Annotated in this window: 17 protein-coding genes; 7 read left to right on the top strand and 10 right to left on the bottom strand. The window is 73.8% G+C overall.

From position 1 onward, the window contains the following. Nucleotides 1–8: 8 nt before the first annotated feature. A complete protein-coding gene (locus GPA02_RS01595) occupies nt 9–1,505 on the bottom strand; it encodes an MFS transporter (protein WP_156198072.1) in 1,497 nt (498 codons plus the stop codon). Further along, nucleotides 1,502–1,894, bottom strand: coding sequence for a PPOX class F420-dependent oxidoreductase (locus GPA02_RS01600; RefSeq protein WP_156198073.1), 393 nt, complete (start codon nt 1,892–1,894; stop codon nt 1,502–1,504). The genes GPA02_RS01595 and GPA02_RS01600 overlap by 4 nt, the downstream gene beginning before the upstream one ends. 52 nt (nt 1,895–1,946) lie before the next feature. Here GPA02_RS01600 and recQ point away from each other — a divergent pair, with 52 nt between their 5' ends. From recQ to GPA02_RS01615, 3 genes are all read left to right on the top strand, one after another. Next, nucleotides 1,947–3,767, top strand: coding sequence for a DNA helicase RecQ (gene recQ, locus GPA02_RS01605; RefSeq protein ID WP_156198074.1), 1,821 nt, complete (start codon nt 1,947–1,949; stop codon nt 3,765–3,767). Between the two features lie 398 nt (nt 3,768–4,165). Then, nucleotides 4,166–5,713 carry an HNH endonuclease signature motif containing protein gene (locus GPA02_RS01610; RefSeq protein ID WP_156198075.1) on the top strand — a complete coding sequence of 516 codons (1,548 nt, stop codon included), beginning with the start codon at nt 4,166–4,168 and terminating at the stop codon, nt 5,711–5,713. 561 nt (nt 5,714–6,274) lie between these two features. After that, entirely contained in the window at nt 6,275–8,326 is a 2,052-nt protein-coding gene (locus GPA02_RS01615) for a thioredoxin domain-containing protein (RefSeq protein WP_156198076.1), read from the top strand. Here GPA02_RS01615 and GPA02_RS01620 read toward each other — a convergent pair. After that, the gene (locus tag GPA02_RS01620) at nt 8,303–9,157 is read right to left on the bottom strand and encodes an HAD family hydrolase (RefSeq protein ID WP_240133811.1); all 855 of its coding nucleotides are present in this window, start codon (nt 9,155–9,157) and stop codon (nt 8,303–8,305) included. The genes GPA02_RS01615 and GPA02_RS01620 overlap by 24 nt on opposite strands. Further along, nucleotides 9,147–9,788, bottom strand: a complete 642-nt coding sequence (locus GPA02_RS01625; RefSeq protein WP_156198078.1) for a hypothetical protein — start codon at nt 9,786–9,788, stop codon at nt 9,147–9,149. The genes GPA02_RS01620 and GPA02_RS01625 overlap by 11 nt, the downstream gene beginning before the upstream one ends. A gap of 52 nt (nt 9,789–9,840) precedes the next feature. Here GPA02_RS01625 and GPA02_RS01630 point away from each other — a divergent pair, with 52 nt between their 5' ends. Then, entirely contained in the window at nt 9,841–10,224 is a 384-nt protein-coding gene (locus GPA02_RS01630) for an MmcQ/YjbR family DNA-binding protein (RefSeq protein WP_156198079.1), read from the top strand. Continuing rightward, complete coding sequence (locus GPA02_RS01635) at nt 10,221–10,970, top strand: class I SAM-dependent methyltransferase (protein WP_156198080.1); 750 nt, start codon at nt 10,221–10,223, stop codon at nt 10,968–10,970. The genes GPA02_RS01630 and GPA02_RS01635 overlap by 4 nt, the downstream gene beginning before the upstream one ends. Here GPA02_RS01635 and GPA02_RS01640 read toward each other — a convergent pair. Then, nucleotides 10,963–12,645 carry an ABC-F family ATP-binding cassette domain-containing protein gene (locus GPA02_RS01640; RefSeq protein WP_156198081.1) on the bottom strand — a complete coding sequence of 561 codons (1,683 nt, stop codon included), beginning with the start codon at nt 12,643–12,645 and terminating at the stop codon, nt 10,963–10,965. The genes GPA02_RS01635 and GPA02_RS01640 overlap by 8 nt on opposite strands. Nucleotides 12,646–12,750: 105 nt before the next feature. On the opposite strand from GPA02_RS01640, the gene GPA02_RS01645 reads away from it, so the two are divergent. After that, nucleotides 12,751–14,901 carry a RecQ family ATP-dependent DNA helicase gene (locus tag GPA02_RS01645; protein ID WP_156198082.1) on the top strand — a complete coding sequence of 717 codons (2,151 nt, stop codon included), beginning with the start codon at nt 12,751–12,753 and terminating at the stop codon, nt 14,899–14,901. A gap of 10 nt (nt 14,902–14,911) precedes the next feature. On the opposite strand, the gene GPA02_RS01650 is transcribed toward GPA02_RS01645, so the two are convergent. From GPA02_RS01650 to dnaE, 4 genes are read right to left on the bottom strand one after another with little or no spacing between them, the layout of a single operon-like run. Next, nucleotides 14,912–15,157, bottom strand: coding sequence for a PspC domain-containing protein (locus GPA02_RS01650; protein WP_156198083.1), 246 nt, complete (start codon nt 15,155–15,157; stop codon nt 14,912–14,914). Nucleotides 15,158–15,207: 50 nt separating this feature from the next. Beyond that, nucleotides 15,208–16,521: a histidinol dehydrogenase gene (gene hisD / locus GPA02_RS01655; protein ID WP_156198084.1), complete on the bottom strand. Its 1,314-nt coding sequence runs from the start codon at nt 16,519–16,521 to the stop codon at nt 15,208–15,210. 59 nt (nt 16,522–16,580) lie between these two features. Then, entirely contained in the window at nt 16,581–17,012 is a 432-nt protein-coding gene (locus GPA02_RS01660; RefSeq protein WP_156198085.1) for a hypothetical protein, read from the bottom strand. Between the two features lie 2 nt (nt 17,013–17,014). Then, a complete protein-coding gene (gene dnaE, locus GPA02_RS01665; RefSeq protein ID WP_156198086.1) occupies nt 17,015–20,590 on the bottom strand; it encodes a DNA polymerase III subunit alpha in 3,576 nt (1,191 codons plus the stop codon). Nucleotides 20,591–20,665: 75 nt separating this feature from the next. Between dnaE and GPA02_RS01670 the strand changes: the two genes are divergently transcribed. Next, complete coding sequence (locus GPA02_RS01670) at nt 20,666–21,907, top strand: aminotransferase class I/II-fold pyridoxal phosphate-dependent enzyme (protein WP_240133812.1); 1,242 nt, start codon at nt 20,666–20,668, stop codon at nt 21,905–21,907. Here the strand turns inward: GPA02_RS01670 and GPA02_RS01675 are convergent. After that, nucleotides 21,904–22,443: a GNAT family N-acetyltransferase gene (locus GPA02_RS01675; RefSeq protein ID WP_240133813.1), complete on the bottom strand. Its 540-nt coding sequence runs from the start codon at nt 22,441–22,443 to the stop codon at nt 21,904–21,906. The two genes, GPA02_RS01670 and GPA02_RS01675, sit on opposite strands and share 4 nt — an antisense overlap. Between the last annotated feature and the right edge of the window lie 9 nt (nt 22,444–22,452).

The raw sequence follows: 22,452 nt of genomic DNA on the forward strand, positions 1-22,452 counted from the left end.
CCGTGAGTCTAGTGAGCGGGCTGCGCGGAACGGGTCCGGCGTCCACGCAGGTCCGCCACGCCGGCGGCGAGCGCGAGCAGCACGAAGAACCCGACCGCGATCATGCCGCGGTCGTAGGCGGCCTGGTAGACCGTCACGGTGTCGCCGTCGGCTGGACCGGCGTAGACGGTCGAGTAGAACAGCGAGAGCCCGACGGCGGTGCCCACCGCGGTCCCGATGCGCTGCCCGAGCTGTCCCATCGAGCCGGCCAGACCGCCGTCCTGCACGGGGACCTCGGCGAGCGTCAGGGTCTGGTTCGGCGAGATGACGGCACCGCCGCCCAGGCCGCCGACGAGCAGCACGCCCGCCATGACGAACGGTGCCGCGGCGGCGTCGACCCAGTGCGCGACGGCCGCGAGGCCGAGCACGACGACCGCGACCACCGCGAGGCCGGCGACCACCAGCGGCCGGCCGAGCCGGTTGACGAGGTTGCCGCTGTACCAGGAGGTCAGCGCGCTGGCGAGCGCGAACCCGATCGAGACCATGCCGGCGTACACCGGCTGCAGGCCCAGGCCGTCCTGCAGGAACAGGGTGGTGAGCAGGAAGATCGCGGGCAGCGCGGCGAAGTATGCCGTCGCCAGCAGGGTGCCGTTGCGGAAGGAGGGGATCCGCAGCAGCCGGAACGGGATCAGCGGCACCCGTCCCGTCAGCGCGTAGTGGCGCTCCCACGCCACGAGCAGCGCGCCGAGCGCCGCGGCCGCCAGCAGCGACCACCAGCGGCGCGGGTCGTCGTCGGGGCTGCCGGTCGTGAGCAGGAACGGCGCGAGCAGCGCCAGCACCGTGAGGCCCAGCAGGACCACGCCGACCGGGTCCAGCTGCAGCGGCGCGCGCTCGCGGTCACGGCCGGCCGGGTCGCGCGGCAGCAGCCGCGCCGCCAGCAGCATCGCCAGCAGCGCGAGCGGCACGTTGAGCCAGAAGATCCACCGCCAGCCGTCCTGCTCGCCGCCGACCGCGATGAGGAACCCGCCCAGGGTGGGGCCGAACGCCGTCGACAGGCCGATGACGGCGCCGAAGATGCCGAACGCGCGACCACGCTCCGCACCGGTGAAGAGCTGCTGGACGAGGCCGAGCACCTGCGGCATCTGGATGCCCGCGGCGATACCCTGCACGAGCCGGCCGACCAGCAGCATCGTGCTGGTGGTGGCGAGCGCGCAGACGAGGCTGGTGAGCGTGAACAGCGCCAGGCCGACGAGGAACAGCGTGCGGCGCGAGCGCTGGTCGCCGAGCCGGCCCATCGGCACGAGCGTCAGCCCGAAGGTCAGCACGTAGCCGGAGACGACGAGCTGCAGCTCGGTGGACGCCGCACCGAGAGCCGTCTCGATCGAGGGCAGCGCGACGTTGACCTTCGTGAGGTCGAGGATCGTGATCGAGGCGACGGTGACGGCGACGGCGAACGCCCGCCACCGGCGCCGGTCCGGCGCCTCGGTGGCGGGCGTCCCCGTCTGCGCGGGTGTGCGAGCCGTCACTGGCCCGTGAGCCGCTCCACGCTCATCACGAGGATCACGCGGTCGGCGGCGTCCGGCGGCGGCTGGTCGCTCGGGTTGCCGTACCGGTTCTGCAGCTCGACGTAGAAGGAGCCGGTCGGGTCGTCGACGACGTCGACCAGCCTGCCCCGCACCTCCAGGTAGGAGAACGGGTTGTCGGGGTCGAGCAGCATGAACGCCATGGCCGGGTTGGCCTGCAGGTTCCGGAACTTGGCCCGGCTCTTCGTGTGCGTGAACCGGATGTTCTCGCCGTCGTAGGCGAACCACATCGGGTTCACCTGCGGCGTGCCGTCGGGGCGGACGGTCCCGAGCGATCCGTACAGGGGCATCTCGAGAAGCCGACGCTGCGCGTCGGTCGGTGTCGTGCTCATGCTCGCGGCAACCACGAGGAGCAGTGTCGCATTCCGCACCTAGGGTGGAGGCGTGACCGAGCCGGACCCGCTGGAGGTGCTGCAGCGCGTCTGGGGCTACGACGCCTTCCGCGGGCAGCAGGCCGAGGTCGTCGACACCGTGGTCGCCGGCGGGGACGCGATCGTGCTGATGCCCACCGGCGGCGGCAAGAGCCTGTGCTACCAGGTGCCCTCGCTCGTGCGGTCGGGCACCGGCGTCGTCGTCAGCCCGTTGATCGCGCTCATGCACGACCAGGTGGACGCGTTGCGCCAGCTCGGGGTGCGGGCGGGCTACCTCAACTCGACGCAGATGCCCGAGGAGCGCCGCGACGTCGAGCGCGCGCTGCTCGCGGGCGAGCTCGACCTGCTGTACCTGGCGCCGGAGCGGCTGCAGGCCGCGGCCGGGCTGCTGGACCGGGCCGAGCTCGCGCTGTTCGCGATCGACGAGGCGCACTGCGTGAGCCAGTGGGGGCACGACTTCCGGCCGGACTACCTGGCGCTGTCGGTGCTGCACGAGCGCTGGCCGCAGGTGCCGCGGGTGGCACTGACGGCGACCGCGACCGCCGACACGCGGCGCGAGATCGCCGAGCGGCTGGACCTCACCGAGGCCCGGATGTTCGTGTCGAGCTTCGACCGGCCGAACATCCAGTACCGCATCGTGCCGAAGCAGGACGCGCGGGCGGGCCTGCTGCGGCTGATCCGCGAGGAGCACCCGGGCGAGGCCGGGATCGTGTACTGCCTCAGCCGCGCGTCGGTGGAGAAGACGGCGGAGTGGCTGAGCGCCCAGGGCGTCACGGCGCTGCCCTACCACGCCGGTCTGGACGCGGGCACCCGGTCGAGGAACCAGGCGGAGTTCCTGCGGTCCGACGGCGTCGTCATGGTCGCGACGATCGCGTTCGGCATGGGGATCGACAAGCCGGACGTGCGGTTCGTCGCCCACCTGGACCTGCCGAAGTCGGTCGAGGGCTACTACCAGGAGACCGGTCGCGCGGGGCGGGACGGTCTTCCCTCGACGGCGTGGCTCGCCTACGGGCTGCAGGACGTGGTCCAGCAGCGGCGGATGATCGCCGACGGCGAGGGCGACCGGCAGCGCAAGCGCGTGCAGTCGCTGCACCTCGACGCGATGCTCGCGCTGTGCGAGACCGTGGCCTGCCGGCGCCAGCAGCTGCTCGCCTACTTCGACGAGCCCAGCGAGCCGTGCGGCAACTGCGACACCTGCCTGGCGCCTCCGGACTCCTTCGACGGCACGGTGCCGGCGCAGAAGCTGCTGTCGACGATCGTGCGGCTGCAGCGAGAGCGCAACCAGGCCTACGGCGCCGGGCACCTGATCGACATCCTGCTGGGGCGCGAGACCGAGCGGGTGCAGCGCTTCGGGCACGGCTCGCTGAGCACGTTCGGCATCGGCGAGGAGCTCTCGGAGGTGCAGTGGCGCGGCGTCGTGCGGCAGCTGCTCGCGCAGGGCTTCCTGCAGGTGCACGGCGAGTACGGGGTGCTCGCGATCACCGACGCCGCGGGCGAGGTGCTGGCCGGCCGCCGTCAGGTGATGCTGCGCGCCGAGCAGGAGCGGGTGCGCGTGCGCAGCGAGCGCCGCGCCCGCACCGCCCCCACCGAGCTCGACCCGGCGCAGCGGGACCTCTTCGAGCGGCTGCGCGCCTGGCGCGCCGAGACCGCCAAGGAGCAGGGCGTCCCCGCCTACGTGGTGTTCTCCGACGCCACCCTGGCCGGCATCGCCGCCGCCCAGCCCACGGATGCGACCGCGCTCCGCGGCGTCTCCGGCGTCGGCGACGCCAAGCTCGACCGCTACGGCGCCGCGGTCCTCGCGCTCGTGGCGCAGGGGGTCGGGTCGCAGCCGTAGGGGTGAAGGCGCGCCGGGGTGCCCCCGCTCGCGCCGAACGCTCGCCGACGGCCCGACGTCATCCGTCTCGGTTTCACCGCACCTCTTGCCGCGGGCGGGAGGGCGCTTCTCGAACACGTCTCGCCTCACGCCTCGCCTCCTGTCGCGACGACGCGTCCCCCGCAGTCGCGCCACCGTCTCGCTCAGCGCGCACGGCGGACGTCACCAGCGCCTCGGTGCGCGTGTCGAGATCTCGTGTCCGCGCACGCTTCCTTCCACCCCTGCGCTGGCCGGCGACCCACGAGCTCCGTGCGCCCCATCCCCGCTGCACGTGTCCACAGATGGCCGCTCGACCACGCTCGTCCACAGGCACGGAACGAGGGGTGGCGAGTGTCAGTGGTCGCACGTATGTTCGATGCATGACGACGGCAGCCGCTCCCCCAGCATCCGCCATGGATGCCCGGGCCGAGCTGTCTGCCGCGCGGGAGGCGCGCCGGGATGCCGATGCCGCGGAGGTGCGGGTGCTTCGGGCGGCGCTCGCATGGGCGGTCGCGAACCCGCCGATGCAGGCCGGTGACGCGGCTGTCGAGCGGGTCGCCGGCCCCACCGGGTCGCGTGCGGTCGAGGTGCCGCTGTCAGCCGCCGGTGTGCCGGAGGTGGACCGGGCCGCGGTGGCCGAGCTCGGGCTCGCGCTGGGGTGCTCGACGCAGGCGGCGCAGTGCCTCGTCGGCGACGTGCTGGAGCTCGCCCACAGGCTGCCCCTGCTGTGGGCGCGTGTGCTCGACCACGAGGTCGTGGCCTGGCGGGCCCGCCGCGTCGCGCAGGCCACCCGGCTGCTGCCCGTCGCGGGCACGGCCTACGTCGACCGCCAGGTGGCGCCCGTCGCGCACCGGCTGGGCGGCGCCCAGCTCGACCGACTGGTGGAGACCGCGCTGGCGCGGTTCGACCCGACGACGGCGCACCGGTTGGCCGAGGAACGCCGCGAGACCCGGCGCGTCGATGTCGACCTGGACAGCACCAGCCTCTCTGGGCTCACCCCGGTCACCGGCCGTATCGACCTCCCGGACGCCCTGGACCTGGAAGCCGCACTCGCCCACGCCGCCGAGCAGCTCGCCGCCTGGGGCTCCGAGGACAGCATCGACGTCCGCCGCGCCCGGGCGCTGGGTGACCTCGCCCGCGCACACCTGGCCTGGCACGGCGAGCAGACACCACCGATGCCCATCGGGACCACCACCCTCGCCCACCGTGGGGAGCCGACCCAGCCCGCTGGGTCGAGTGCTGATAGCGCCGACGCCGCAGGTGAGGGTGGTCCCCGGTGGCGGGTGCCACCGCGACGGCAGGTCGTGCTCTACGTGCACCTGGACCGGTCCGCGCTCGACCCGACCAACGCGTGCGACAGCGTGCTGCTGGGGCGGGTGGAGAACACCGGCACCCCGGTCACCGCCGACACCATCCGCGACTGGTGCGGCGAGGGCGCCACCCGCCTCTCGGTCCGCCCCGTGCTCGACCTCGACCAACCACAACGAGCCGACACCTACCACGTGCCCGACCGGATCCGCGAACAGGTCCGGCTACGCGACGGCACCTGCGTCTTCCCCGGCTGCCACGCACCAGGTCTGCGCTGCCAGCACGACCACATCGACCCCTACGACCACGACCACCCCGACACCGGCGGACAAACCCAGACCACCAACCTGGCCCTGCTCTGCCAACGCCACCACACCCTCAAGACCCACCACGGCTTCACCTACACCCTGCTCACCTCCGGCACCGTCCTGTGGCGCACACCCCACGGCCTACGCATCCACCGCCACCCCGACGGCACCACCCACATCGACGGCCTCCCCGACACCGACCCCACCCGGCTCCACGGCGCAGCCGCCGATAACCCGGGTGCCGCAACGCCCAGCACGCGCGCGAACGTCGACACGGACACGGCAGAGGTCTGCGACCCACCCGACCCCTGACCACCACGCCCCGCACCCCGGTCCCCCCCGCGACCCGGGGTCAGAGGCATGTACGGCACCAGCGCGAAGGGTCTGGGCATGGACGGTGCGCTGCGCTGCTGCTGGCGCGGTGCCCGACAGCGGCACACCGTGATGGAGCGCCTCCGACGCGCCCGCACCGCCACCAGCGAGCACACGCGGCAGCGAGCACACGCGGCAGCAGAGCTGCTGCATCGCATGGGCCGCGCCGGAAACGCATGCACGCACCGAGCACCAGCCATCGCTCACCACGCACGGCTCCCCGAGCACGAGTGGCGCGCCTACGGCCGCAGGCCTCCGCGCCAGGGTCCGGCTGCACTGCTCACCACGCACCACGCACCACTCACCGAGCACCACGCACCACGCACGACTCACCGAGCACCACGCACCACTCACCGAGCACCGCTCACCACGCACCACGCACATTCACCACGCACCACACCACCCCGGGCCCATCAGCCCGCCGCGACGGCCGGCACAGTGGTGCACTGTTCGCCCCCCTCGCCGACACCCCACCTCCGCGCGGGGGTGAGACGGTAGAGCATGGCCAACCGTCTGGCAGAGAGCCTCTCCCCCTACCTGCGGCAGCACGCCGACAACCCGGTCGACTGGTGGGAGTGGGGGCCCGAGGCGTTCGCGGAGGCGCGGCGCCGGGACGTGCCGGTCTTCCTGTCGATCGGCTACGCCGCCTGCCACTGGTGCCACGTGATGGCGCACGAGTCGTTCTCGGACCCGGAGGTCGCACGGGTCCTCAACGCCGGCTTCGTCCCCGTCAAGGTCGACCGCGAGGAGCGCCCCGACGTCGACGCCATCTACATGGACGTCACCATCGCCCTCACCGGGCAGGGCGGCTGGCCGATGTCGGTGTGGCTCACCCCGGACGGCCACGCCTTCCACGCCGGCACCTACTTCCCGCCCGCCCCGCACCCCAACCTGCCCTCCTTCACCCAGGTGCTCGACGCCGTCACCGAGGCCTGGCAGCAGCGCCGCCAGCAGGTCCTCGACGGCGCCGCCGCCATCACCGACGAGCTCGCCGCCCGCAGCGCACCCCCGGAGCCAGGCACCGTCACGGCCGCCGACGTCGACCAGGCCGTCGGCCTGCTCGTCGCCCAGGCCGACGACCGCCACGGCGGCTTCGGCACCGCCCCCAAGTTCCCGCCGTCCACCGTGATCGACGCCCTGCTGCGCCGCGCCGCCCAGGCCGACGGGCCCGTCGCCGACGAGGCCTGGCGCGTCGCCAGCCACGTCCTCGGCGCCATGGCCCGTGGCGGCATCCACGACCAGCTCGGCGGCGGCTTCGCCCGCTACTCCGTCGACGCCGGCTGGGTCGTGCCCCACTTCGAGAAGATGCTCTACGACAACGCGCTCCTGCTCGGCGGCTACGCCCGCGGCGCCGTCGAGGCCGCCCGCCGCGGCGACCACGACCTCGCCGCCCTCTGCGAGCGCGTCGTCACCGACACCGTCGGCTGGCTGCAGCGCGAGATGACCACCCCCGAGGGCGGCCTCGCCGCCTCCCTCGACGCCGACAGCCCCGACGCCACCGGCCACCCGCAGGAGGGCGCCTTCTACGTCTGGACCCCCGCCCAGCTGCGCGACGTCCTGGGCGACGACGACGGCGACCGCGCCGCCGCCCTGCTCGGCGTCACCGAGGCCGGCACCTTCGAGGGCGGCGCCTCCACCCTCCGCCTGCTCGCCGAACCCGACGACGCCGCCTGGTTCGCCGGTGTCCGCGAACGCCTCCTCGCCGCCCGTGCCCAGCGCCCCCGCCCCGCCCGCGACGACAAGGTCGTCGCGGCCTGGAACGGCTGGGCGGTCGTCTCCCTGGTCGAGGCCGCCGTGCTGCTCGACCGCCCCGCCTGGCTCGAGCCCGCCCGCCGCGCCGCGCACCTGCTGCGCACCCTGCACGTGCGCGACGGCCGCGTCGCGCGCGTCTCGCTCTCCGGCCGCCTCTCCCCCGCGCCCGGCACCGCCGACGACCACGGCGCCGTCGCGCACGCATTCCTCGCCCTCGCGGCCGTCGACGGCGACCCCAGCCTCCTGGCCGACGCCCTCGCGCTGCTGCGCACCCTCGACACCGCCTTCGTCGCCGACGCCGGCGGTCTGCACGACACCGCCGACGACGGCGAGCAGCTGGTCCGCCGCCCGCGCGACGTCGCCGAGAACGCCACCCCGAACGGCTCCAGCGCCGCGCTGCACGCCTACCGCTGGGCCTACCGGCTCACCGGCGACCACCACTGGCGCGACCGGGCCGACGCCGTCGCCCGCACCCTCGGCGCCCTCGTCACCCGCGCGCCGCGCGCCGCCGGCTGGGGACTCGCCGACGCCGTCGCCGAGGTCGGCGCCCGCCGGCCCGTCGAGGTCGCGATCGTCGGTCCCGACGGCGACGACCGGGGTGCCCTCGTGCGCACCGCCTGGCGCGAGGCACCGCCCGGTTCGGTCGTCGCGGTCGGCGACGGCGACGGCACCGACCACGGCGTGCCGCTGCTCGCGCACCGCACCACCACGCGCGGCGCCCCGAACGCGTACGTCTGCCACGACCAGGTGTGCGACCTGCCGGTCACGACCCTGGAGCTACTGCGGCAGCGCCTCGGCTGAGGCGCCCCGCGCCCCGACGTCGAGGTCGAAGATCTCGGCGAGCACGCGCGCGACCCCGTCCTCGTCGTTGCTCGGTGCCACCTCATCGGCCACCGCGAGCAGGTCCGGGTCGGCGTTCGCCATCGCGTAGCCGCGCCCGGCCCACGTGAGCATCGGGATGTCGTTGGGCATGTCGCCGAACGCGACGACCTCCTCGCGGGCCACGCCCAGCTCCTCGGCCACCCGCGCCAGCGTCGCCGCCTTGGTGATGCCCGCCGCGCTGATCTCCAGCAGTCCCGGCCCCGTCCAGGTGACGACGGCGCGGTCGCCGACCGCGTCCAGTGTCGCCTCCCGGAACCTCAAGGGGTCGACGCCGGGCGCCATCACCAGCAGCTTGACGACCGGGTCGGTCCAGATCTCGGCGAGCGGGCCACGGTGCTCCTCCGGCGCCGGGTCCCACTCGTCGACGAACCGCGGGTCGTAGCGGATGCCGTGCTCGGTCTCGAGCGCAAAGGTCGCCTCCGGCACAGCCGCCGCGATCGCCGCGGTCAGCGGCACCCCGACCGCGGCGTCCATCCCCCACAGCTGCCGCACCCGGCGACCCTCGACGTCGAACCAGATCGCGCCGTTGCTCACGATCGCCATGCCGTGACCGCCCACGAACGGCCACAGCTCCTCCATCCACCGCAGCGGCCGCGCCGTGACGAACAGCACCGGCACGTCCCGCTCGTCGAGGGCGGCGAGCACCCCGCGGGTGCGGTCGGAGACGGTGCCGTCCGAGCGCACCAGCGTGCCGTCGAGGTCGGTGGCCACCAGCCGCGGGCCCTGCACGTGCGTCCCCCTACCCCTCACGCCGTCCGCGGTCGACGTACGGCGACTCCGACGGGTCGCTCGCCGAGGCGCTCGGGTAGTGGCCGGTCGCGCCCCCGGGCGCCGGGTAGCCGGGCGAGCCCGCCGGGTCGACGGCGTACCCCGCCGACACCGCCGGGTTGCCGCCGTCGTGGGCCGGCACGCTGCGCGCCGCGACCAGCGCGGCCACCCAGCCGACGACGACACCCCAGTACGGGACACGCGTCGCGTAGCCGAGCTGCTCGAGGAAGAAGCTCGACGGGAACTGCTGGAGCACCAGGAGCAGGACCTGCCCGACGAGACCGGCGACGCCGACGGCCAGGACGACCCCCATCCAGGACGCCATGAACACGGTCCCGCGGCTCGCGCGCCCCCGGCCCGTCGCGGCGCGCACCAGCAGGTACACCCCGGCGAGCAGGACCCCGAGCGCGACCAGCAGCCCGACCAGGTCGAGCACCCGGCCGCGTGCGATCGTCTGCACCGTGAACGGGCTGCCCGGCGGCCAGAACTGCTGCAGCGGCGGGTCGATCGAGGCGCGGATCATCAGCGCCCGCACCTCGGTCGTCAGCTGCCACAGCACGACCGCGACGACGGCCGCGCGCAGCGCCGCCCGGCTCCTCTCTCGCGTCTCCATGCCGCCACCGTACGCAACGACCGCTGTCGTCGCCCGTGCGTAGGGTGTTCACGTGCCTGCGACCGCCTTCCCGGAGCACGCCTGGCTCGTCGACCTCGTCGACGACCTGCCCGGCGCCCGCGCGGCCGACCAGCCCGCCTGGGACGCCGTCGTGCTGTGGATCGGCGACAAGATGTTCGGGACGATCGGCACCGACGGCCGCGGGCGCGACCTGCTCACGCTCAAGCTGCCGCCGGAGGACGGCGAGGCGCTGCGCCAGGCGCACGCGTTCGTCGAGCCCGGGTACCACCTGAACAAGCGGCACTGGAACTCGGTCGTGCTCGCGGACCCCGGCGCCCACCGGGACCTGCTCGCCGAGCTCGTCGAGGACTCCTACCACTGCCTGCTCGCCACGCTCCCCCGCTGGCGACGACGAGAGATCGGACTCCTGGCATGACGACCGACCCCGCGGCCACACGCGCCGCACAGGCGGCCTCCTTCGACGCCGCAGCCGACGTCTACGAGCGCGCCCGCCCCGGATACCCGGACGAGGTCGTCGACTGGCTCCTCGCGTCGCGGCCGCGCGAGGTGCTCGACCTCGGTGCCGGCACCGGGAAGCTGACCCGCTCGCTCGTCGACCGCGTCGCGACCGTGCACGCCGTCGACCCCAGCCCCAACATGCTCGCCCAGCTGGGGGCCGCGCTGCCCGAGGTGCGCACCGCCGTCGGGACCGCGGAGGCGGTCCCGCTGCCCGACGCCGCCGTCGAGGCGGTGCTCGTGGCACAGGCGTGGCACTGGGTCGACCCCGAGCGCGCGCTGCCGGAGGTACGCCGGGTGCTGCGCCCCGGCGGGGTGCTCGGCCTGGTCTGGAACGTCCGCGACGAGTCGGTCCCGTGGGTGGCGCGGCTCACCGAGATCATCCACGGGTCCGCCGCCGAGCGGTTCATCGCCGAGGGGCGCGGCATGCCCGACGGCGTGGGCGACGTCGAGCGGCTCACGTGGTCGTGGCAGCGGCCCGTCGACCGGCAGGGCCTGCTCGACCTCGTCGCCTCCCGCAGCTACATGATCACCGCGCCCCCCGAGGTCCGCGCCGACGTGCTGGCGCAGGTGTCCGACCTGCTCGACACCCACCCCGACCTCGCGGGGCGCGACCGCTGGGAGCTGCCCTACCGCACCGAGGCGTTCCGGGTCGCGCTCACCTGACCCGCTGCACGCGGCCCTCGTCCCACACCGGCTCGTCGGACTCGACGACCTGGCCGTCGGCCCGCAGCACGAGGAACCGGTCGAACGAGCGGGCGAACCAGCGGTCGTGGGTGACGGCGAGCACCGTGCCCTCGAACGTGTCCAGCGCGCTCTCCAGCGCCTCGGCGGACTCCAGGTCGAGGTTGTCGGTCGGCTCGTCGAGCAGCAGCAGCGTCGCACCCGAGAGCTCGAGCAGCAGGATCTGCAGCCGCGCCTGCTGGCCGCCCGAGAGCGTGTCGAAGGTCTGCTCGGCCGACCGCGCCAGCCCATAGCGGTCGAGCACGCGCGCCGCCTCGTCGCGCGGGCGGCCGCGCCGGTGCTCGTCGCCGCGGTGGAGGATGTCGAGCAGCGTGCGCCCGGCGAGGTCGGGCCGCACGTGCGTCTGCGCGAACCACCCCGGCCGCACCCGGGAGCCGAGCCGGAGCGTCCCGGTGTGGGCGACCGGCTCGGGCAGCACGTCGCCGACCGGGCGGTGCTCGGGGTCCGGGTCGCTGCCGCCCGCGGCGAGCAGCCGCAGCAGGTGCGACTTGCCGGACCCGTTGCTGCCGAGCACCGCGACCCGCTCGCCGAACCAGACCTCGAGGTCGAACGGCTGCATCAGCCCGGTGAGCTCCAGCCGCTCGACGACCACCGCCCGCTTGGCGGTGCGACCGCCGTCGAGCCGCATCCGGATGCGCTGCGGCACCGGGACCGCCTCCGGCGGGCCGGCCTCCTCGAAGCGCGCGAGCCGCGTGCGCGCGGCCTGCAGCCGCGACGCCATGTCGGAGTTGTACGCCGCCTTCTGCTTGTACATCTGCACGAGCGCCTTGAGCTTGGCGTGCTCGGCGTCCCACCGCCGACGGCGCTCCTCGAGGTCGGCGTTGCGCGCCTCGCGCGCCTGCGCGTACGTCGTGAACGGGCCCGGGTGCACCCACAGCCGCGACCCCGCGCCGCCGGGCTCCAGGGTGGCGACGGCGGTCGCGACGCGGGCGAGCAGCTCACGGTCGTGGCTGACGAGCAGCACGGTCTTGCCCGAGGCGAGAAGCTGCTCCTCGAGCCACCGCTTGCCCGGCACGTCGAGGTAGTTGTCGGGCTCGTCGAGCAGCAGCACCTCGTCCGGGCCGCGCAGCAGCGCCTCGAGCACCAGCCGCTTCTGCTCGCCGCCCGAGAGCGTGCGCACCTCGCGCCACCGGGCGCGCTCGTACGGGACGCCGAGCGCGGCCACCGTGCAGACGTCCCACAGCGTCTCCTGCTCGTAGCCGCCGACGTCGGCCCAGTCGGCCAGCGTCTGCGCGTAGGCCATCTGCACCCGCTCGGAGTCGTCCTCCATCATCGCGAGCTCCGCGCGCTCCAGCGCGGCGGCGGCCGCGCGCACCGGCTCGGGCGCCACCCCGAGCAGCAGGTCGCGCACCGTCGTCTCGTCGCGCACCTGACCCACCAGCTGGCGCATGACGCCGAGCCCGCCCGAGCGGACCACGGTGCCCTGCTGCGGCGCGAGGTCGCCGGCGATCACGCGGGTGAGCGTCGTCTTGCCCGAGCCGTTCGGCCCGACGAGCGCGACGCGCGCGCCGTCGCCGACGCGCAGCGCGACGTCGTCCAGCAGCGGCCGCCCGTCCGGGAGCGTGACGCCGATGCCCGACAGCTCGATGTGACCCACGACCCGAGTCTCGCCCGTGCGGGTGCGTGGCGTCACGTCGATAACACCGGACGGGGCTGTGGACGTCGGCGCGCTCGCGTCGGTGCGCGTGGGTACCGTCGAGGCATGAGCGACGCCAAGCCCTCGACCAGCACCGTGGACGTCGCCGACGGCCCTGACCTGCGCGCGGAGGCCACCGCGGCGCTGCGGCGGCTCGTCGGGCGCGACGACGCCGAGCTGCGCGAGGACCAGTGGCGCGCCATCGACGCCCTCGTGAGCCACCGCCGTCGGGCGCTCGTGGTGCAGCGGACCGGGTGGGGCAAGTCGGCGGTCTACTTCGTCGCCACCGCGCTGCTGCGCGCCCGCGGCGCCGGACCGACCGTCATCGTGTCGCCGCTGCTGGCGCTCATGCGCGACCAGATCGCCGCCGCCGACCGCGCCGGCATCCGCGCGGTCACCGTCAACTCCGCCAACACCTCCGACTGGTCGGCGATCTACGAGCAGATCAACGCGGGCGAGGTCGACGTGCTGCTGTGCTCGCCCGAGCGGCTCAACAACCCCGGCTTCCGCGACGAGGTGCTGCCGCGGCTCGCCGCCGGGGCCGGCCTGGTCGTCGTCGACGAGGCGCACTGCATCTCCGACTGGGGCCACGACTTCCGGCCCGACTACCGGCGCATCCGCACGCTGCTGGAGGAGCTGCCCGAGGGCATCCCGGTGCTCGCGACGACCGCGACCGCCAACCAGCGGGTCACGCGCGACGTCGCCGAGCAGCTCGGTGCGGGCGGGCAGGTGGAGGAAGGCGAGGTGCTCGTGCTGCGGGGCGGGCTCGACCGGGCGTCGCTGCACCTCGCGGTGGTCCGGCTGCCCGACCCCTCCACCCGCCTGGCCTGGCTGGCGGAGAACCTGCGCGGCTACACCGGCTCCGGCATCGTCTACTGCCTCACCGTGGCCGCCGCCGAGCAGACCGCGAGCCGGCTCCGCGAGGCCGGCTACCCGGTCGCCTCCTACACCGGCCAGACCGAGCCCGCCGAGCGCGAGCAGCTCGAGGCCGACCTCAAGGAGAACCGCGTCAAGGCGCTGGTCGCCACCTCCGCGCTCGGCATGGGCTTCGACAAGCCCGACCTCGGCTTCGTCATCCACCTCGGCGCGCCGCCGTCACCCATCGCCTACTACCAGCAGGTCGGCCGCGCGGGGCGGGCGGTCGAGCGAGCCGACGTCGTGCTGCTCCCCGGCGAGGAGGACAAGGCGATCTGGGACTACTTCGGCTCGATGGCGTTCCCGCGGCAGGCCGACGTGCGGGCCACGCTCGACCTGCTCCCCCGGCTCGGCGAGGGCACGATGTCGGTCGCGGCGCTCGAGCCGCTGGTCGACCTGCGCCGCACCCGCCTGGAGATGATGCTCAAGGTGCTCGACGTCGACGGCGCGGTACGCCGGGTCCGCGGCGGCTGGGCGAGCACGGGTGAGCCCTGGACCTACGACGGCGAGCGCTACCAGCGCGTCGAGGAGGCCCGGCTGGCCGAGCAGGAGGCGATGCTCGCCTACGAGCGCACCGAGGGCTGCCGCATGACGTTCCTGCGGCGCTGCCTCGACGACCCCGAGCTCCAGCCCGACGAGCGCTGCGGGCGCTGCGACCGGTGCGGCGGCGTCACGCCGCCCGGGCCGCCGAGCGAGGACGCGGTCGCGGCCGCGCGGGCCGGGCTCGACCAGGTCGGCGTCGAGGTGCTGCCGCGGCGGCAGTGGCCCACCGGGATGGCGGCGCTGGGCGTCTCCCTCAGCGGGCGGCTCGCGGCCGACGAGCAGTACGAGCCCGGCCGCGCGCTCGCGCGGCTCGACGGCCTCGGCTGGTCGCAGCCGCTGCGGGACCTGTTCGCCGGTCCCGACGGCGACCTGCCGGTGCCGCTGCGCGCGCCGCTCGCCCGGCTGCTGCAGGAGTGGCGGCCGGAGGTCGACGCGATCGTCGCGATCGACTCGGCCACCCGGCCGCAGCTGTTGCGGCACCTCACCTCGGGCGTCGCACAGCTGCTCGGCGCGCCGGTGCTCGGCGCGCTGCGCCCCGACCCGGACCGGGCACCCGGGCCGCACGACGTCAACTCGGCGCAGCGGCTGGCGTCGGTCGTCGCGCGGCTGCGGCTGCCGGAGGGGCTCGCGGTCGAGGGCAGGCGGGTGCTGCTCGTCGACGACCGCACCGACTCCGGCTGGACGCTCACCCACGCCGCACGACTCCTGCGGCAGTCCGGCGCGACCGCCGTCCTGCCGCTCGTGCTCGCGCAGGGCTGACCGGCCTGGTTCAGGCGCGTCCGGAGAGGAACCGCTCCAGCGGGATCGTCCCGTCCTGCCACGGCAGCAGCAGCCACCCCACCAGGTAGGCGGCGACGCCGAAGAACGGCAGCAGGAACGCCACGAGCATGAGGACCCGCACGAGGAGCACGGGCAGCGACGTCTTCTCCGCGATGCCGCCGCAGATGCCGCCCACGAGCCGCTGCGGGCCCCGTGTGAAACCGGTCCGTCGGATGCTGTCGAAGAAGGTCTCCATGCGTCCAACCTAGGCGTGGCACACCCGCGCCACCACGGGGATGTCCCCCCTCAGCGGCGCCGGATGACCGCGGCCGTCCCGTGCGCGGGCAGGTCCTCGGCCTCGGCGAGCACGCACAGCCGGTCGGTGACCTCCTCGAGCGCCGCCGCGGTGTACTCGACCACCTGCACCGAGCGCAGGTAGGCGTGCACGTTGAGCCCGGAGGCGAACCGCGCCGTACCGCCGGTGGGCAGCACGTGGTTGGAGCCGGCGATGTAGTCGCCGAGCGGCACAGGCGTGTACGGGCCGACGAAGATCGCGCCCGCGTTGCGCACGCGCGCAGCCACGGCGGCGGCGTCGGCCGTCTGCACCTCGAGGTGCTCGGCGGCGTAGGCGTCGACGACCTGCAGGCCGTGCTCGATGTCGTCGACGAGCACCACCCCTGACTGCGGGCCGCCGAGCGCGGCCCGGATCCGCTCGCTGTGCTTGGCCTGGCGCACCTGCTCCTCGATCTGCGCCGCGACGGCGTCGGCCAGCTCGGTGGAGTCGGTCACCAGCACCGATGCGGCGGCGGGGTCGTGCTCCGCCTGCGAGATCAGGTCCGCAGCGACGAACGCCGGGTCGGCGGTCGCGTCGGCGAGGACGGCGATCTCGGTCGTGCCTGCCTCGGCGTCGATGCCGACGACGCCCATGACCGCGCGCTTGGCGGCCGCGACGTAGATGTTGCCCGGGCCGGTGACGACGTCGACCGGCTCGCACGCGTTGGCCGCGTCGTCCCCCGGCACGCCGTAGGCGAGCATGCCCACCGCCTGGGCGCCGCCGACCGCGTACACCTCGTCGACGCCGAGCAGCTCGCAGGCGGCGAGGATCGTCGGGTCGGGCCAGCCGTCGTTGTCCTTCTGCGGCGGGCTCGTGACCGCGAGGGACTCCACGCCCGCGACCTGCGCCGCCACGACGTTCATGACGACCGACGACGGGTAGGCGGCGAGCCCGCCCGGCACGTACAGCCCCACGCGCCGCACCGGCACCCAGCGCTGGTGCACGAGGCCGCCGTCGGCCATCGCGGTGGTCCGCTCGGTGGGCAGCTGCGCCTCGTGCCCGAGCCGCGCCCGCCGGATCGCCTCGACGAGAGCCTCGCGCACGTCCTCCGGCAGCGTCTCGACAGACCTGGCGAGGACCTCGCGCGGCACCCGCAGCGAGTGCGGCACCATCTGGTCGAGCTCCTCGCTCAGGCGCCGCACACCCTCGGCGCCGTCGGCCCGGACGGTCGCCAGGATCGGCGCGACCCGCTCGGTGGCGACCTCGATGTCGACCTCGGCCCGCGGCAGCCGGTCACGCAGCTCGCTCGGGCTCAGGGTGGTGCCACGCAGGTCGATCGTCCTCATGGGGAGCGAGTGTAGGCAGCACGGCGAGGCGGTCGCGCCGCCGCCCGGGACGTGGCCGCTCAGACCTGCACGAGGAAGAAGAACCCCGTCGGGCGGCAGTCGCCGGGGATGTCGGTGCGGAACCCGGACACCGGGATCTTCACCACGCGGCCGCGCAGCGCGATCGAGCGGTCCAGCGGGTAGCGGCTCCGCTCGACGAACAGCGCGTCGTTCTCCCACCGGGTGCCGAGGTCGGGGAACAGCACGATCCAGCGACGCCCGTCACGCCCGTCGAGGTAGGTGCAGCCGGCCTCGCGGCGCAGGTCCCCTCGGATCACGTCGGGCGAGCGCCCGGTCAGCGGCGGCCGGAACACAGCCACGTCCTCGGCACGACCGTGCGTCGGCTCCTGCGCCGAGACCAGCGCAGCGACCCCGGCGACCGCCAGCGCGAGCGCGGTGATCCCGATGATCACGGGAGCCCAGGCACGCAGCCACGACCGTCGCCGACGCATCGCTACACCAGGCAGTTCGGCCCGAGCAGCGCCTTGAGGTCGCCGTACAGGGCAGGCGTGCGCTGCACCCGCAACGAGTCCTGCAGCCGCAGCACCGTCGCGCGCCCCGGCGACGTCAGCCGCAGGTGCACCTCGGTGACACCGGGGTGGGTGGCGAGGATGTCGCGCAGCTGCTCGACGACCGGCGGCGTGCACCGGTTGGACGGGATGCTGAGCGTGACGGGGGCGTCGTCGACGACCGTCGTGTCCGGCACCGACATCTCCATCGCGAGCAGCGCCATCGTGTCGTCGCGGCGCCGCACCCGGCCCTTGACGACGACGACGGCGTCCTCCGCGAGCTGCGTCGAGTACGCGAGGTAGGTCTCGCCGAAGAACATCACCTCGACGCTGCCGGCCATGTCCTCGATCGTGACCGCCGCCCACGCGTTGCCCTGCTTGGACACCTTGCGCTGCAGACCCGTGATCAGACCCGCGATCGTGACCGTCGAGCCGTCGGGACGCTCGGTGTCCTCGTTGAGGGTCGCGATCGAGACGTCCGCGGCCTGCTCCAGGACGTGCTCCAGCCCCGCGAGGGGATGGTCGGAGACGTACAGCCCGAGCATCTCGCGCTCGAACGCGAGCTTCTGCTTCTTGTCCCACTCCGGCAGGTCCGGGACGGCGACCGCGAACGTCATCCCGCCCATGTCGTCGTCGCTCTCACCGCCGAGCGAGGCGAACAGGTCGAACTGGCCCTCGGCCTCCTTGCGCTTGGCGCCGATCACCGAGTCGACCGCGGCGTCGTGGATCGACAGCAGCGCCCGCCGGGTGTGGCCGAGCGAGTCGAACGCGCCCGCCTTGATCAGCGACTCGATCGTCCGCTTGTTGCAGACGACCGCGGGCACCTTGTCGAGGAAGTCGGTGAAGGAGGTGAAGTCGCCCTTCTCCTCGCGCGCCTTGACGATGGCGTCGACGACGTTGGTGCCGACGTTGCGGACCGCGCTGAGCCCGAACCGGATGTCGTCGCCGACCGGTGTGAACGTGCCCGCCGAGGCGTTGACGTCCGGCGGGAGCACCGTGATGCCCATCCGGCGGCACTCGTTGAGGTAGAGGGCCGACTTGTCCTTGTCGTCGCGCGTGCTCGTGAGCAGCGCCGCCATGTACTCGGTCGGGTAGTTGGCCTTGAGGTAGGCGGTCCAGTAGGAGACCAGGCCGTACGCCGCCGAGTGCGCCTTGTTGAACGCGTAGTCGGAGAACGGCACCAGCACGTCCCACAGCGCCTTGATGGCCTCCTCGGGGTAGCCGTTCGCGCGCATGCCGTTGCTGAAGGGGACGTACTCGGCGTCGAGCACCTCCTTCTTCTTCTTGCCCATGGCGCGGCGGAGCAGGTCCGCCTGTCCGAGCGTGTACCCGGCGAGCCGCCGGGCGATCTCCATGACCTGCTCCTGGTAGACGATCAGGCCGTAGGTCGTGGACAGGATCTCGTCGAGCGGGCCCTGCAGGGCCGGGTGCAGCGGCGTGATCGGCTGCAGGCCGTTCTTGCGCAGCGCGTAGTTCGTGTGCGAGTTCGCACCCATCGGGCCCGGGCGGTAGAGCGCGCCGACGGCGGAGATGTCCTCGAAGTTGTCCGGCCGCATCTGCCGCAGCAGCGTGCGCATGCCGCCGCCGTCCAGCTGGAACACGCCCAGGGTGTCGCCCCGGGAGAGCAGCGCGTACGTCGCGGGGTCGTCGAGCGGCAGCTCCTCCAGGACCACCGGCTCCTTGCCGTTGATCTCGATGTTCTTGACGGCGTCGTCGAGGACGGTGAGGTTGCGCAGGCCCAGGAAGTCCATCTTCACCAGGCCGAGGTCCTCGCCGGCCGGGAAGTCGATCTGGGTGATGACGGCGCCGTCCTGCTCGCGCCGCATGATCGGGATGATGTCGATCAGCGGCTCGGAGGCGATGATGACGCCCGCCGCGTGCACGCCCCACTGGCGCTTGAGGTTCTCCAGACCCTTGGCGGTCTCGAGCACCTCCTGGGCAACCGGGTCGGACTGCACGACCTGGCGGAACTCGCCGGCCTCGGCGTAGCGCTTGTCGTTCGGGTCGAACATCCCGCTCAGCGAGACGTCCTTGCCCATGACGGCGGGCGGCATCGCCTTGGTGAGCCGCTCGCCCGTCGCGAAGTCGTGGCCGAGCACGCGCGCGGCGTCCTTGAGCGCCTGCTTCGCCTTGATCGTGCCGTAGGTGACGATGTAGGCGACCTTGTCCTCGCCGTACTTCTCGCTGACGTAGCGGATCACCTCGCCGCGGCGACGCTCGTCGAAGTCGATGTCGAAGTCGGGCAGCGACATGCGCTCGGGGTTGAGGAACCGCTCGAAGATCAGCCCGTGCTTGAGCGGGTCGAGGTCGGTGATCCCCATCGCGTACGCGGCCAGCGACCCGGCGCCCGAACCACGGCCCGGTCCGACCCGGATGCCGTTGCGCTTGGCCCAGTTGATGAAGTCCGCGACCACGAGGTAGTAGCCCGCGTACCCCTTCGAGGTGATGACCTCGACCTCGTACTCGGCCTGCTTGCGCACGTCGTCCGGCACCCCGTTCGGGTAGCGGCGGTGCAGCCCGGCCTCGACCTCCTTGACGAAGTAGGAGATCTCGTCCTCGCCGTCGGGCACCGGGAAGTGCGGCATGTAGCGGCCGACCTGCTCGGTGAACTCGACCTCGCACCGCTGCGCGACCAGCAGCGTGTTGTCGCACGCCTCCGGGTGGTCGCGCCACACGTCGCGCATCTCGGCGGCGCTCTTGAGGTAGTAGCCCTCGCCCCCGAACGCGAACCGGTTGCCGCCCTGCTCGTAGGTGGGCTCGTTGAGCGTGGAGCCCGACTGCACGCACAGCAGCGCCTCGTGCGCGTGGGCGTGCTCGGCCTTGGTGTAGTGCAGGTCGTTGGTCGCCAGCAGCGGGGCCCCGAGCTCCTTGCTCAGCCGGATGAGGTCGGGCAGCGTGCGCCGCTCGATCTCCAGCCCGTGGTCCATGACCTCGATGAAGAAGTTGTCCTTGCCGAAGATGTCCTGCAGCTCGCCGGCGGCGCGGCGCGCCTCGTCGTGCTGGCCGAGCCGCAGCCGGGTCTGGATCTCGCCCGAGGCGCAGCCGCTGGTCGCGATCAGCCCCTTCGCGTAGGTCTGCATGAGCTCGCGGTCGATGCGCGGCCACTTGCCGAGCTGGCCCTCGAGCGAGGCGAGCGAGCTCATCCGGAACAGGTTGTGCATGCCGGGGGTGTCCTCGGCCAGCAGCGTCATGTGCGTGTACGCGCCGCGCGCGGACACGTCGTCGGTGCGCTGGGACTCGTCGCCCCACCGCACACGGCTCTTGTCGAACCGGCTGGTGCCCGGCGTCACGTACGCCTCGACGCCGATGATCGGCTTGACGTCGAACTGCTTGGCGGTGCGCCAGAAGTCGTAGGCGCCGAACAGGTAGCCGTGGTCGGTGGTGGCCAGCGCGGTCTGGCCGAGCCGTTGCGCCTCGGCGAACAGCTCCTTCACCCGTGCGGCGCCGTCCAGCATCGAGTACTCGGTGTGGACGTGGAGGTGGACGAAGTCGTCGGAGCTGTGAGAGCCAGGGGCGGGCATGATCCTCAGATCTTAGGTCGCCTCTCCGACGTCCGGGCGGCGACCCTCCGTCCGGTCCGCACTAGGCTCGGCGTGGTGCGCACCGGACCCTGGCAGGACGTCGCCCGAGCCGTCGGGCTGCTCGCCCCGGACGGCGGGACCCGACCCACGATCTTCGCCGAGATGTCGGCGCTCGCGCTCGCGACCGGGTCGGTGAACCTCGGGCAGGGGTTCCCCGACGAGGACGGTCCCGAGTCGGTCAAGCAGGTCGCCGCGCGGGCGCTGCTCGACGGCGTCAACCAGTACCCGCCCGGCCCCGGCGTGCCCGCGCTGCGGCAGGCGGTGGCGGCGCACCAGCAGCGGCACTACGGGATCGAGCTCGACCCCGACACCGAGGTGCTCGTGACCACCGGTGCGACCGAGGCGATCGCCGCCGCGCTGCTGGCGCTGGTCGGGCCCGGTGAGGCTGTCGTCACGCTCGAGCCGTTCTACGACGCCTACGCCGCGGTGGTCGCGCTGACCGGCGCCGAGCTCGTCACGGTGCCGCTCGTGCCCTCGGCCGAGGGCTTCCGGCCCGACCTGGCGGCCCTGCGGGCCGCGGCCGCGCGCACGGGCGCGCGGGTGCTGCTGCTCAACTCCCCGCACAACCCGACCGGGTCGGTGCTGCGGCGCGAGGAGCTCGCGGCGGTCGCGAGCGCCGCCGTCGCGCACGACCTGCTGGTCGTCACCGACGAGGTCTACGAGCGGCTCACGTTCGACGGCGCCGAGCACGTCCCGGTCGCGACGCTGCCCGGGATGCGTGAGCGCACGCTGACGATCTCCTCGGTCGGCAAGACGTTCTCGTTCACGGGCTGGAAGATCGGCTGGGTCAGCGGCCCGGCCGACCTGGTCGACGCGGTCCGCGCCGTCAAGCAGTTCCTCACCTACGTCTCCGGCGCACCGTTCCAGCCGGCGGTGGCGCACGCGCTCGACCTCGAGACGACCGACGGGCCCGACGCCGGGTTCGTCGCCGGGCTGGCGGCCTCGCTCGCCCGCCGCCGGGACCTGCTCGTCGAGGGCCTGGAAGCCGCGGGGCTGCGCACCGTGCCCGGCGAGGGCACCTACTTCGTCGTCGCCGACGCGAGCGACGTCGTCGAGGCCCACGGGCTGGCCGACGCCGACGCGCTGTGCCGGGCGCTGCCGGACCTGTGCGGCGTCGTCGCGGTACCGGTCTCGGCGTTCACGGTCGCCGGCTCCCCCACCCGCGAGGCGCTGCGGCACCACGTGCGGTTCACCTTCACGAAGTCCGAGGCGACGCTGGCGGAGGCGGTGCGCAGGCTCGCCCGGCTGGCCTCCTAGCCGACCGAGCCGTCCGGGCCGTTCGAGCCGTCCGGGCCGTCCGGGCCGTCCGATGCCGCCGTGAGCGTCTTGCTCGCGTCCCGGTGCCAGATGCGTGCGTCGAGGTAGCGCTCGCCCGAGATCGCGTAGCCGAGCGTGGTGTAGAACCCGATCGCGGTCTCCTGCGCCGACAGCTCGACGCGCACCGCACGCCCCTCGGGGCCCTCGACGGCGTGGTCGGCCAGCGCGATCCGCTCGACCTCGGCCATCAGTGCGCGCCCGACACCGGTGCCCCGGCCCGCCTGCCGCACCGCCACCCGGCCCACGTGCACGACGCCCGGGTGCTCGGGGTCGGTGAGCAGGCGCGCCGTGCCGACCGGCTCGCCGTCGGGCGCGACCGCCAGCACGTGGGTGGTCGAGGCGAGCTCGTCGAGGCCGTCGTGCTCCTCCTCGAGCGTCACGCCCTGCTCGCCGACGAACACCTCCTCGCGGATGCGCAGCGCCGCGGCCATGTCCTGCTCGTCGGTCACCCGGCGGACCGTCGTCTCCTGTGCCACGCGTCGTAT

Origin of the sequence: Actinotalea caeni (assembly GCF_009733795.1) — a bacterium.
GTDB classification, from domain to species: Bacteria; Actinomycetota; Actinomycetes; order Actinomycetales; family Beutenbergiaceae; genus Pseudactinotalea; species Pseudactinotalea caeni.

Bases quoted from the DNA above. Each gene is read 5' to 3' on its own strand.
- GPA02_RS01615 (WP_156198076.1), top strand. From the start codon at position 6,275: ATGGCCAACCGTCTGGCAGAGAGCCTCTCCCCCTACCTGCGGCAGCAC.
- GPA02_RS01645 (WP_156198082.1), top strand. From the start codon at position 12,751: ATGAGCGACGCCAAGCCCTCGACCAGCACCGTGGACGTCGCCGACGGC.
- GPA02_RS01635 (WP_156198080.1), top strand. From the start codon at position 10,221: ATGACGACCGACCCCGCGGCCACACGCGCCGCACAGGCGGCCTCCTTC.
- GPA02_RS01660 (WP_156198085.1), bottom strand. From the start codon at position 17,012: ATGCGTCGGCGACGGTCGTGGCTGCGTGCCTGGGCTCCCGTGATCATC.
- dnaE (WP_156198086.1), bottom strand. From the start codon at position 20,590: ATGCCCGCCCCTGGCTCTCACAGCTCCGACGACTTCGTCCACCTCCAC.
- GPA02_RS01610 (WP_156198075.1), top strand. From the start codon at position 4,166: ATGACGACGGCAGCCGCTCCCCCAGCATCCGCCATGGATGCCCGGGCC.
- GPA02_RS01625 (WP_156198078.1), bottom strand. From the start codon at position 9,788: ATGGAGACGCGAGAGAGGAGCCGGGCGGCGCTGCGCGCGGCCGTCGTC.
- GPA02_RS01650 (WP_156198083.1), bottom strand. From the start codon at position 15,157: ATGGAGACCTTCTTCGACAGCATCCGACGGACCGGTTTCACACGGGGC.
- hisD (WP_156198084.1), bottom strand. From the start codon at position 16,521: ATGAGGACGATCGACCTGCGTGGCACCACCCTGAGCCCGAGCGAGCTG.
- GPA02_RS01600 (WP_156198073.1), bottom strand. From the start codon at position 1,894: ATGAGCACGACACCGACCGACGCGCAGCGTCGGCTTCTCGAGATGCCC.